This window comes from Paenibacillus baimaensis, from assembly GCF_025567575.1.
Genome location: NZ_JAOQIO010000094.1, coordinates 217,996 through 230,237, shown reverse-complemented (window position 1 = coordinate 230,237; position 12,242 = coordinate 217,996). Strand labels below are relative to the sequence as shown.

Genomic DNA, 12,242 nt, shown 5'->3' with positions numbered 1-12,242 from the left:
TAAAGGAGGAGGGACGGAGTTTAGGCAAAGCCTAAATAAGTACCGCACTTCGAGCCTGAATGCAAGATTCGATGCCGAATAAGCTTTCTGTGAAACTTCGTGATCAAATGGGGACTTTTTGAACAACCTTTACAAGGATAAATCAATATGCTTCCCTTTAAAAGGATGAACTCGCCTCTCCGTCGACGGCTTCTCCCCATCGTTTTCAGTGGAACTGCTTTTTGCTCTTGGCTTGTTCTTGTTCTGCTTTGAGTTTTCCTTTTCTTGGTCGCGTATGGAGGACTGATTGACGTCATCTGCTTTTCCAGTTACATGACGTTCCTTTTCCGTTTGCTTGGCGGCAGCACCCGCAAGTAAGGTTTGATCCTGTTGCGGCTTGTTATTCAGTTGATTCTGCTTGAGACCAACTTCCTCGTTTTTGTGCAATGCGAATTGCAGCTCTACCGGCCTTAAACTCATACTATCCAGCCCCCCTCAGCGACATCTACTACTAAACTAATGGAATAGCCGCGATATCCCCATCTGCCAGCTGAAATCTGACATGAGATACCGCATCCTTAACAAATTTCGTATAACGGCCTATCACGATCTTGGAACCGCTGTAAATCGTAGATGCCACATCGACCTTCGCTTTTTCAGAATCCTCTAATGATTTTTCAATTTCGAAAATACGTTCTCTGGACGTAATACGTTCTTCAGTAAACTGTTTTTTGGTATGATTAAGCTTGATGCGCATCGATACTTTATCGGGCCCTAATTGACCTATTGCTGCCAATTGATCCAGCATGGCCAGAGCCTTATCCGTCTTCTCCAGGTTATCGTTAATAGAGCGCAGCTGAGTTCTTAGCTGTACCAATTCATTGCGCATCTCCGGCAGTACACCCACCTCAATTACGGTTACTGTGGACATCGAATTCCCAACGGTACGCACCATCACTGACTCACCGGCCTGAATAACTCCACCAACAATGAGTCCTTTCGAACCTTTACAAGCCACGCTATGGATGGCATGTACATTGGAATGCATAATGCTCAAACTGACAATAACCTCTTCCGCATAAACGGTTGCGTCCTGTATAAATGCACTCTTGACATGTTTGCCAGCACGAATTACACCTTTGTTGTGACCCAAAATGCCCGCACTGATTTCAATCGAGCCATCCGCTTCTAAATCTGCACCTTCCACACTGCCGGTAATTCGAATATCACCTGAAGCTTTTATTCTAAATCCTGAGAGAACGCTTCCTCTGATGACGACAGTACCGACAAAATCGATATTGCCAACATTGTAATCTACATCTCCGTTAACTTCGTAAACCGGAAATACATTGATTTTATCACGATCCGTTTTGGCAACCATGCCATCTATCGCTGCATATAAGGAGTTCTGGGTAGGATCCAAAACCACATTTTTTCCTACTTTGATTCTTGCTTCCTTACCATCCTTCGTATTGATAAGCTCCCCCGTTACAGCCTGGCCTGGTGTGCCAGGCGTAGAAGGAATGCGCTCAGCGATTAATTGACCTTTTCTAACATTATTAATGGATGTTACTTCCTTAAAATCAACTTTTCCATCCTGCATTTCCACGGGCCGTTTGGCATCATTGCTCAAGTCATATAGAAAGTTGATGCTGCCGTCCACGCCTTTGACAGGTGCAGTACCGGTTGCAATGAGTGTTTTACTTAGAAAAAATGATTGGGGAGCCCTTACGATCTCACTTAATTTACTGCGATTGACTCCGTGGGTAATTTTATATGATTCCAAAACTTCCTCTAACTGTGCCATACTAAAGCTTAGTTTTTCATCACTATTTTTAAACTGTAAATAGGCGTTAAGCTTATCTTCGGATAAAGTAATCTCCATATAAAAACTAAGCGGAACAGCCTGCTCGCTCATTATTCCCCCCACTTTCCAGTTTCAAGAGTCTTCAAACAACTGTGATTTATGCCTTCCAAGCGAACCACGAAGTCGCAATATCGCTTTGGAGTGTAGTTGTGAAATACGTGAAGGTGATAAACTCATGACTTCTGCAATTTCACTTAATGACAGTTCTTCAAAATAAAATAAGGATACAACCGTTCTTTCTTTATCGGTTAATCTTTCAATCGCTTTGGCTAACGTTTCTTTTAAATAAAATTCGTTAACTTTATATTCAGGATTCTTGGCTTTTTCATCTATCAACAAAGACAACCGAGTCTCAGAATCTTCTTCACGAATAGGATCATCAATGGAACAAACTGTTGTAATCGCGATCTCTTGTACCATTTGGCGGAAATCATGTTCACTTACTTGCAAATAATCGCTTATTTCATCATCTGTAACAGATCTTAAATATTGCTGCTCAAGCTTCTGATACGCTTCTTCAATCTTTTTTGATTTTTCTCTTACTGATCTTGGAACCCAATCCCCCTGACGCAAGCCATCGATGATAGCCCCTCGTATACGCCAGGAAGCGTAAGTTTCAAATTGCAGACCACGAAGATAATCAAATTTTTCGATAGCATCGATAAGTCCCATAACGCCAAAACTCGATAGATCGTCTCTCGATACATTTTTGGGTAAACCGATAGCTAAACGGTTCGAAACATATTCAACCAGAGGTAAATAAGTTTCGATGAGCGACTGTTTTGCTTCAAGTAAGCCGAATTCTTTCCATTGCTTCCAAACATCCATGTTGGTCAAATGCGACTTTTGTTGAATCATGAACCGTTGCCACCACCTTTATTCTTCGGACATCTGACGCAGCGCTTGAACCATATCTCCGGTTTCCAAATTGACTTTACTCGTAAGCTTCGGAGGATTCAAAGGCGCGAATCCGTTCTCACCCTCAGATGCATGAGGATCCCTTGAACCCTTTACCATCTGATTCAAAGATTCTTCTTCGTCTGGTGTAGTCAAATCAAGTGTAGTACCTTTACTGTCATCTTCTGCTACGTCGGTATCGATTATTTTATCAATTCCTGCGAATGTACCCAGAATCCAACGTACGAGAAAAACGAGAAGAAATAAAAGAACAAAACTATAACAGCTTCGAATGAGTGCAGTACTCCAAATATTATTAATTAAGGAGGTTGACAGTGTAACGACAAAAGATACGGCACCTAATAGTAAATTCCAACGAATAGTTCCTATCATAGTCTACAGTTCCTTCACTCCTTGTTGAACGCTGCGGATTAACAGGATACCTGTTTCACAGTTAAATTCAACTGTTCTCCCGTAATTGGAACCCGTATCCTCCGACTTTAGCGGAATCGAATACTTGGTCAACATGATTTTGCATGATTCGACATTTCTCGGACCGATTCTCATCGTGTCAGAGTTGCCTGCAAAGGCGAACATTTGTGCCCCACCCGCCATTTTAGCTTCCATTCTTCTGAGAACTGCACCTAATTTCAGCATTTTCTCAATCATTTCTGGAATTGCGGTGTCCGCATACTTGGCAACATTTAAATTGCCTTCCCTTGCAATATCTGAGGTTGGCAGCATGACATGCGCCATTCCAGCAACCAACGCCTTGGGGTCATACAGTGTAATACCTACACATGAACCTAATCCTGTTGTCTTTAGCACCCCGGTCAAATGCGTAACATTGAGATCAGCCATGCCTACCTTAATAAAATTGTCTGGAATCATGGACCTTGTACTCCCAAGGCAATAAAAATTTTGTTAAAAGATTCGGGATCCGGGATCAGGAAAAAGTGTCCTTCAATCTCGTCATTCCCATCCAAAAACTTGGTATCAATTAACAAAGCATGATCTCCCATTTGACCGAATTGAATAAGACCGTAGCTTAGAATGGCCCCGGCCATGTCAATTGCGAGTGCCGGGACGGTTGGTGACATGTACAACTGCGTAAAATCAGCCAATGAAGACAAATATGAACCTGCAAGTATATTACCAATCTCACTTAAGGCAGAAAGCTCCATATCTGTATAATGTTCGTCATCAACTACCTCAATCCCTACCAAATTTCGCAATAATTTTTTTGCAGATTCGAGAGATAATATAAAAAATAGATTTCCGGGTGTTTCCCCTTCAACTCGAAGGAAGATGGCGATCACAACCCGTTCAGCCCCACCAACGCTGTCAGCAATTTCTTCAAACTCTACCATACGAACCTTGGGCACAAGCATATCAACCGGTTTATCCAAAAGTCTGGATAGTGCGGTGGCCGCATGACCAGCTCCAATATTACCTACTTCCTTGAGAACATCCAATTGAAAATCGGCAAACCCATTAAATGATTCCACACGGTTACTCCTCTTGGTTTTCTAATTGAATAATTTCGCTTTTGTTCAGAACTTCTTCTAAATTCAAAAGCACCAAAAGACGCGAATCCCCAATCTTTGCGATCCCTTGTAAATATTTAGCTTTGATTCCGCCTACCACTTCTGGAGGATCATCAATGTTATCCGTGTTGATATCCGTAACATCATTCGCTGAATCTACAATTAAACCAACTTCCATTTCTTTCACAGAAACGATAATAATGCGAGTATTGTCTGTATAGTCGCTTTCTGCAAAACCGAATCTTCCACGCAGATCAATAATAGGAGTAACGACACCGCGCAAATTAATAACGCCTTTAACGAACTCTGGCGTTCTTGGAACACGTGTCATCGGCTGCATCCGCTCGATTGTTCGAACTTTTTCCACTTCTACTCCATATTCCTCGTGTGCCAAAGCAAAAACGATAACCTTCATTTCTTCGCCCATATTCCCGTGCCTCCCTTTGAAATCCCTTATGTAATCTTGATAAAACTTATTTAATTAAAGCATTGGTATCAATAATAAGCGCGACCTGTCCATCACCAAGAATAGTTGCACCGGATATAGCGAATAAATTCGTGAAATATTTGCCCAAAGATTTCAAAACAATTTCCTGCTGACCAATAAATTCATCTACAATAAGTGCGGCAAGCTTTTCACCTTTGCGGATCACTACGATTTGTGTTTCTTTTTCAGCTTCTTTGCCATTTTTGTTAGGAACACTAAAAACTTTTGCCAATGAAACAAGGGGGATCACGTTCGAACGAAAATTCACCATCCGACTTCCGTGTACAGTAAGAATCTGGTCGGATGCAATGGCTGATGTCTCCACGATGGAGGACAACGGTATCGCATACTTTTCCGCACCTACACGGATGAGCATTGCAGAAATAATCGACAGCGTAAGCGGCAGCTGGACTGAAAACTTCGTTCCCTTGCCAAATTTCGATTCTACTTGAACACGTCCGCCGAGGCTTTCTATCTTCGTCTTAACGACATCCAAACCTACACCACGTCCTGATATATCGGAAATCTTATCAGCTGTGCTGAAGCCTGAAGCAAACAGGAGAAGGTATACCTCATTATCGGATAATTTGGAAGCCTGCTCGGGTGTGACGACCCCTTTTTTAATGGCTGCATTGAGAACACCATCACGGTTGATGCCGCGGCCATCCTCTTCAATTTCGATAAAAACATGATTCCCACTATGAAAAGCACGTAAATAGATTGATCCTGTTTCCGGCTTGCCTGCTGCTATTCTGTCAACTGTAGGTTCAACCCCATGATCCACTGCATTACGAAGTAAATGGACCAAAGGATCGCCGATCTCATCTACAACAGTACGGTCCAGCTCTGTATCTGCGCCAGTAATGATCAAATCGACTTTTTTGTCGAGGTTTTTGGCAACATCACGAATCATCCGCGGGAATCGATTAAATACGGTATCAATGGGAACCATCCGCAGCTTGAGTACGATATTTTGTAGATCACTGCTAACCCTTGACATGTGTTCAACCGTTTCTGTCAGATCATTTTTTCTAATTTCGCTGGCCAATTGCTCTAATCTGGAGCGATCAATCAACAGCTCACTGAACAGATTCATCAATGCATCCAGTCGTTCTATATCCACACGAATCGTTCGGTTTGCCACAGGAGCATTAGCAGCAGCCACAGGCTTTCTTACTTCTGCCGCTGCTGTCTGAACAGGAGCAGCCTCTTGAACAGCTGCAGCTGCTGCGATTTCAGGAACCGCCGCCATTGCCGGCTTCAATAATTCTTCGAGTTTTTCGTGTGTTAGCAAGGTAACGTCAGCCTTATCAATCTCTGATACATTAGCAACTTGTTTTTGCAAAGATTCCTGATCTGTACCGGAAATGAAAAAGACCGAAAAATTATTGTCAAACCGTTCCTGTTCAATGTCCTCTACGGGAGGATCCGATTTAATGACCTCACCGTTTTGCTCCAACACGTTAAACACCATATACGCTCTGGCTGCCTTCAATACACAATCTTGACGAACGCCTACTTCGATATAAAAAACCTGCATGCCTGCATCTATCGATTGCTGAATAATCGACAACTGAAATTCATCCAGGATGGATGAGGCGGCTGTATTGGCATCCGCAGTGCCTGACTGTGCTCCTGCAGCAGTACCTGCCTTTAAGTAATCCCCTGTCACTATCGATTTCAGAGAAAGGACAATGTCACTCACATCCGCCTTACCCGTACCGCCTTGAATAATGTCCTCTACCATCGACTCCAGAGCATCCAAACTCTTGAAAATACAGTCGAATATAAATGCGTCCATCTTCAACTTATCATTACGAACGAGATCCAGTACGTTTTCCATTTCATGGGTCAATGATGCCAAATCTTCAAAGCCCATCGTCGCTGACATACCCTTAAGGGTATGGGCCGAACGAAAAATATTATGTACAATGCTGATGTCCTCAGGACTGCCTTCTAAAGCCAGTAAATTATCGTTTAAGGCTTGCAGATGCTCTCTGGATTCATCAATAAACATTGAAAGGTATTGATTTAAGTCCATAACCTCACACCTCCGTCAATGGATGATTTGTATTACTGATGTCTCTATGCTACTTACAAACGACCTGAGCTAGCTTTGGAGCTATTTCTTGCTGTGCCAGAACATGCATCACACATTTTAGTTCTACTGCTGCCCGAGGCATCCCATACACAATACAGGTTTCTTCGGATTCAGCAATAGTCGTAACAGCACCCGCATTCTTTAGTGCCAGCATCCCCTTTGCCCCATCGGCTCCCATTCCAGTCATGAGAACGATGTGTCGCTTTAGCTCTTTCAAAGGCAGAAGTGACTCAAAAAGTATGTCTACAGAAGGTCTATGCCCTCCTCTGGCTTCTTCTTTGCTTATATGAATTTTGTAAACTCCAGGTCCATTGCGTGCTACCGTCATATGAAAACCACCTGGAGCCACATAGGCATGTCCATTTTGCAAAATCATACCCTCTTCCGCCTCCACAACATGCAGCTCGGAGACCGAGTTCAATCGCTGTGCCAACGATTTAGTAAAATTGGGTGGCATATGCTGAACGATAACAACTGGGGCAGGAAGGTGTCCCGGAATATGAGAGATGACCTGATGAAGTGCTCTCGGACCGCCAGTAGAAGTGCCTATGGCCACGATTTGCTGAACCTGACTCGATCCCTGTTGATGGGACAAATGTGGCACTGTATGCTCCTTAGTTACCTTAGGCAACTCCTCAATCCTGGGCACCGCTTTGGCTCTGGGTATTGGTGGTGTCACTACAGGATTGGAACGAAACTTCAACACATTCGTTTTGACTGCGATATGCAGCTTTTCGAGCAACAATTCCCTTACTCTGTGTAAATCCAATGATATCGAGCCCGAAGGTTTACCGACAAAATCAACGGCTCCTCGTTCGAGCGCTACGATCGTTTCCCTTGCCCCATCCTGAGTTAAACTGCTTAACATGATCACTGGAGTGGGTTGTATATCCATAATGATCTTCAGGGCGTCCAGACCATTCATTTCCGGCATTTCAATATCCATAGTGATAGCGTCCGGCTTCAGCATTTTAACCATATTCACTGCTTCTTTGCCGTTTTTTGCAGTGCCTATCACTTGAAATTGAGCATCCTCCGTAATCATGTCTGTTATCATTTTCCTCATAAAGATCGAATCGTCAACAACCAATATTTTATAAGGGTTCATCTATATTCACTCCTCCAAGTTGTCTGTTTCACTAAGTAAGAGGACGCTAGTGTCTTAAAAGTCTCATCATTTTCGACATGAAGCCTTTTACTGCACCCTGCTGTTCCCCCGTAGGAGTTTGTCTGGCAATAAAATCATCGACTAATCGATAGATCGACTGAGAGGCTGCGCTGGTAGGATAAGCCACCGTAAAAGGAATTTGTCTTTTCACAGCCTTGGACACGTTGTTATCGTCGTCTACAAAGCCTAAGGTCGGGATATCTATGTGTAAAAATTGTTTGGCAACCATAATGATCTTGTCGGCAGTTTGTTTGCCTTCCTTGCTGTCCGTAGTACGATTAACGACCAATTTGAAATTCACAGGTTCATTCATCGAGTTAACCATTTTAATAATAGCGTAAGCATCAGTTATTGAAGTTGGCTCTGGGGTAGTTACCACAATGGTTTCTTCTGCTGCCAAAATGAATTTTAACGTTTCCTTCGACAAACCCGCACCTGTATCAAAAATAATGAAATCCACAGTGCCATTTAATTGATTAACCTGATCAGCAAAATATTCTAATTGATCGTCAGTAAGTCTGATCAAATCATTAAATCCAGAACCACCTGCAATGAATTGCAGATCATGTGGACCTCTCTGGATAATTTCCCAGATCGTTTTTTCTTTTTTCAGCAAGTGATACAAATTGTATTTAGCGCTAACTCCCATCAGCACGTCGATATTCGCTAGCCCAATATCAGCATCAAATACCAATACATCAAAACCCTTTTTTTGTAAAGTGAGTGCAAAATTCAGTGTAAAGTTGGACTTCCCCACACCGCCCTTGCCACTGGTTACTGTAAGTATGCGAGTTGGCTTGACAGACTTCTGGACATGTTGATTGGAAACCAGATTGCGAAGTCCTTGTGCCTGGTCAGTCATGATGATCAACCCCCAGTATCAGGTCAACAATATGCTGCTCCGCCAACAGATTGATATCATCTGGAACACTTTGTCCATTGGCAACATAAGAAAGTTGCAGCTTGAAGTCATGTACCAGATTGACGACGGCTCCATACGAATCGGTTTCGTCCATTTTCGTAAATAGCACTTTATCCAGCTTGAATTTCGAGAAATTTTCTGTAATTGCTTTCATATCTTTGTATTTGGTTGTCAGGCTCAGCACCAGATACGTTTCGCTTTTACCACCGTACTGCAGCAACGTATTCAATTCCGATACATACATTTCATTGCGAAAATTCCGCCCTGCCGTATCCATAAATATGATATCACGATCTTTAAGCTGCTCGAATGCTTTGGATAAATCCTGAGGCGAGAACACGACCTCTAAAGGTACATTCAGGATAGTGGCATACGTCTTGAGTTGTTCCACGGCCGCGATTCGATAAGTGTCCGAGGTAATGAAGCCTACCTTACGATGATATTTGAGCACTTGCTCTGCGGCCAGTTTAGCGATGGTTGTTGTTTTGCCAACACCAGTAGGTCCTACAAAATGTGCAATGCGCGTATCGGCAGCCATCGCATTGGATCGACCCTGGTTGAACAACTCAAGCAGCTTTTTTCTTGCTGATTCCATCGCTGAATCATCCGTTATCGTAAGCCCAGCATCCTGAGCTTCCTGAGTAATAGAGGTAATGATATCATCCACTAGCAGAGGCTCTACTTCCTGCTCGATCATTCGCTGTTTCAGTACGATTAAAGAGGGATCACTCACTTGTTGGCTTCCTTGAACAGATAGCTTATGCATGAACTCTTTCATCTGCTTCAATTCTTCCATCAGCATGTCTTCTCTTGCCTTAACAACAACAGCTGCAGCAGGGATTTTTGCAGGTACAGCCGGACTTGGAATAATAACATCCGGAACTTCAGGAAAAGCAAGAGCTTCCCGTTTCAAGTCGGTAATTTGCTGCTGCGCCGCTAAACCGTTTGGGCGTGCATATGCATTTTTAGCGGTCTGTGGTGTGTTAAAGCCTGTACTTACAGGCTGTGGTCTGTCTATCGGTGCGGTTGTCTTTACAGGTGAAGGCGCCGTTGCCGCGGATGTGTCTATAGCGGCAATGACCTCGATTTTCTTTTTGGAAAACATACCAAGAAATCCACCAGAGCGAATTTCTTTCGTATTTAAAATAACAGCATCCTTACCAAGATCGGTTTTAATTTTTTGCAGTGCATCTGGCATTGAATCGACAATATATCGTTTCACTCTCATAAATTAACTACCCCCATGCTTTGAATTTCAACGTTGGGTTCGAGCTCACTGTAAGAAAGAACCGGTATATCCTGCATCGTTCGTTCCAAAAGCTGCCTAAGATACATGCGGATCGTCGGAGAGGTCAAAACAATCGGCTGTTGTCCCGATTGGATCAGCTTCGTTACCTGATCCGTAATACGTTGATAAATAATCTGGGTTGAACTAGGGTCCAGAGCCAGATAGCTCCCTTGATCGGATTGCTGAACAGACTCGGCTATCTTCTTTTCAAGGCTCGGACCCACCGTAATGACCTTGAGAGAATCGCCAGTTACAGCAAACTGCTGCGTAATCTGACGTGAAAGCGACTGCCTCACATATTCGGTCAATATTTCCGGATCTTTGGTATAAGTACCATAGTCCGCTAACGTTTCCAATATAGTGACCAGGTCGCGAACCGATATTTTTTCTTTTAACAATTTAACCAGAACCTTCTGCACATCACCTATGGACAATACGCCAGGTATTAAGTCATCCACCAGAACCGGGTAACTTTCCTTGACATTTTCGATCAATCCTCTTGTTTCCTGACGTCCAAGAAGCTCATGCGCATGTTTCTTGATGACTTCTGTTAAGTGAGTCGCAACAACCGAAGGCGGATCAACCACTGTATAACCGGATAATTCAGCTCTTTCTTTCATCGCCTCATCAATCCATAACGCCGGTAGCCCAAATGCAGGCTCCAAGGTGTCGATCCCGCTGATAGAATCGTCCTCGATTCCGGGACTCATGGCCAAATAATGATTCAACAGCAGATCTCCACGTGCGACCATGTTCCCTTTGATCTTGATCACATATTCATTAGGCTTCAATTGAATATTATCTCGAATCCGAATAACCGGTACGACAACTCCCATCTCCAGAGCACATTGTCGGCGGATTAAAATAATTCTATCCAACAAGTCGCCGCCCTGCTGTGTATCAGCCAAAGGGATCAGTCCATAACCAAATTCAAATTCGATAGGATCCACCTGCAATAAGCTAATAACACTTTCGGGACTGCGAACCTCTTCGATTTGCTGCTCTTCCTCCAACTGCTCATCCTTGGCCAGCTTCTTCACCAAACTCTGCTGCATTTTCATAGCGGCATAAGCGAGTAAAGCAGCGATAGGTAGTGTAGTAATAAGATGAATAGGAGTGAATATACCGAGCAATGTGATTGTTCCTGCAACAATGTAGAGCAATTTCGGATAAAGTAAGATCTGCTTTGATAAATCGTGCGCCAAATTACCTTCTGAGGTTGCTCTGGTAACGATTAAGCCTGCTGCTGTAGAAATTAACAGAGCCGGTATCTGGCTGACCAATCCGTCACCAATCGTAAGAATCGAATACAGCGCTCCTGCTTCTGCAAGGCCCATACCTTTCATTGTCATACCAATAATTAATCCGCCCAAGATATTGATAAACAGGATGATAATTCCGGCGATGGCATCACCTTTAACAAATTTACTGGCACCATCCATCGCTCCATAAAAATCAGCTTCCTTAGAAATTTTCTCTCTTCGCTCTCGAGCTTGAATCTCATTAATTAAGCCTGCATTCAAATCCGCATCGATAGCCATTTGCTTACCTGGCATTGCATCCAATGTAAATCGTGCAGCTACCTCGGCAACGCGCTCAGAACCTTTGGTAATAACGATAAATTGAACGAGCACAAGAATTATAAAGACGACAAAGCCTACAACGATATTCCCTTGTGCAACAAACGAACCAAAGGTTTTGACCACATTACCGGCATCCCCATTCGCTAAAATATTTCTTGTAGTCGAGACGTTTAACGCCAGCCGGAAAAGGGTAGTAATCAATAGAAGTGAAGGAAAGATAGAAAATTCTAAAGGATCCTGTGTATTCATAGCTACCAGAATAATTAAGAGCGCAATAGAAATATTAATAATTAACAGAACATCTATCAACCAGACTGGAACCGGAACAACCATCATCAATACGATTCCAATAATACCGATGAGTACAACCAGATCTTTAATTTTCATAGCACATGTCCTCCTC

At 43.1% G+C, this 12,242-nt stretch carries 12 protein-coding genes; all 12 read right to left on the bottom strand.

Going from position 1 to position 12,242, the window contains the following annotated elements; genetic code table 11:
- Positions 1-129: 129 nt before the first annotated feature.
- Genes OB236_RS24740 through flhA form a run of 12 tightly spaced genes read right to left on the bottom strand, consistent with a single transcriptional unit; the run spans position 130 to position 12,226 of the window.
- The gene (locus tag OB236_RS24740; protein ID WP_262686334.1) at positions 130-459 is read right to left on the bottom strand and encodes a hypothetical protein; all 330 of its coding nucleotides are present in this window, start codon (positions 457-459) and stop codon (positions 130-132) included.
- 31 nt (positions 460-490) lie between these two features.
- A complete protein-coding gene (locus OB236_RS24735) occupies positions 491-1,897 on the bottom strand; it encodes a FapA family protein (protein ID WP_262686333.1) in 1,407 nt (468 codons plus the stop codon).
- Positions 1,898-1,918: 21 nt separating this feature from the next.
- The gene (locus OB236_RS24730) at positions 1,919-2,704 is read right to left on the bottom strand and encodes a FliA/WhiG family RNA polymerase sigma factor (protein WP_076232809.1); all 786 of its coding nucleotides are present in this window, start codon (positions 2,702-2,704) and stop codon (positions 1,919-1,921) included.
- Between the two features lie 18 nt (positions 2,705-2,722).
- A complete protein-coding gene (locus tag OB236_RS24725) occupies positions 2,723-3,136 on the bottom strand; it encodes a hypothetical protein (RefSeq protein WP_262686332.1) in 414 nt (137 codons plus the stop codon).
- A 3-nt stretch (positions 3,137-3,139) separates the two neighbouring features.
- Positions 3,140-3,634, bottom strand: coding sequence for a chemotaxis protein CheD (locus OB236_RS24720; RefSeq protein ID WP_076232803.1), 495 nt, complete (start codon positions 3,632-3,634; stop codon positions 3,140-3,142).
- Positions 3,631-4,251, bottom strand: a complete 621-nt coding sequence (locus OB236_RS24715; protein ID WP_076232801.1) for a chemotaxis protein CheC — start codon at positions 4,249-4,251, stop codon at positions 3,631-3,633. The genes OB236_RS24720 and OB236_RS24715 overlap by 4 nt, the downstream gene beginning before the upstream one ends.
- A gap of 4 nt (positions 4,252-4,255) precedes the next feature.
- Complete coding sequence (locus OB236_RS24710; RefSeq protein WP_076232798.1) at positions 4,256-4,717, bottom strand: chemotaxis protein CheW; 462 nt, start codon at positions 4,715-4,717, stop codon at positions 4,256-4,258.
- A 46-nt stretch (positions 4,718-4,763) separates the two neighbouring features.
- On the bottom strand, positions 4,764-6,818 hold the full coding sequence (locus tag OB236_RS24705) for a chemotaxis protein CheA (protein ID WP_262686331.1): 2,055 nt from the start codon (positions 6,816-6,818) through the stop codon (positions 4,764-4,766).
- A 49-nt stretch (positions 6,819-6,867) separates the two neighbouring features.
- Positions 6,868-7,986, bottom strand: coding sequence for a protein-glutamate methylesterase/protein-glutamine glutaminase (locus OB236_RS24700; RefSeq protein WP_262686330.1), 1,119 nt, complete (start codon positions 7,984-7,986; stop codon positions 6,868-6,870).
- Between the two features lie 46 nt (positions 7,987-8,032).
- Positions 8,033-8,908 (bottom strand): MinD/ParA family protein, encoded by an 876-nt coding sequence (locus OB236_RS24695; RefSeq protein ID WP_262686329.1) that lies wholly within the window; start codon positions 8,906-8,908, stop codon positions 8,033-8,035.
- Positions 8,901-10,196: a flagellar biosynthesis protein FlhF gene (gene flhF, locus OB236_RS24690; protein ID WP_262686328.1), complete on the bottom strand. Its 1,296-nt coding sequence runs from the start codon at positions 10,194-10,196 to the stop codon at positions 8,901-8,903. The genes OB236_RS24695 and flhF overlap by 8 nt, the downstream gene beginning before the upstream one ends.
- Positions 10,193-12,226 carry a flagellar biosynthesis protein FlhA gene (gene flhA / locus OB236_RS24685; RefSeq protein ID WP_076232783.1) on the bottom strand — a complete coding sequence of 678 codons (2,034 nt, stop codon included), beginning with the start codon at positions 12,224-12,226 and terminating at the stop codon, positions 10,193-10,195. The genes flhF and flhA overlap by 4 nt, the downstream gene beginning before the upstream one ends.
- Positions 12,227-12,242: the final 16 nt, after the last annotated feature.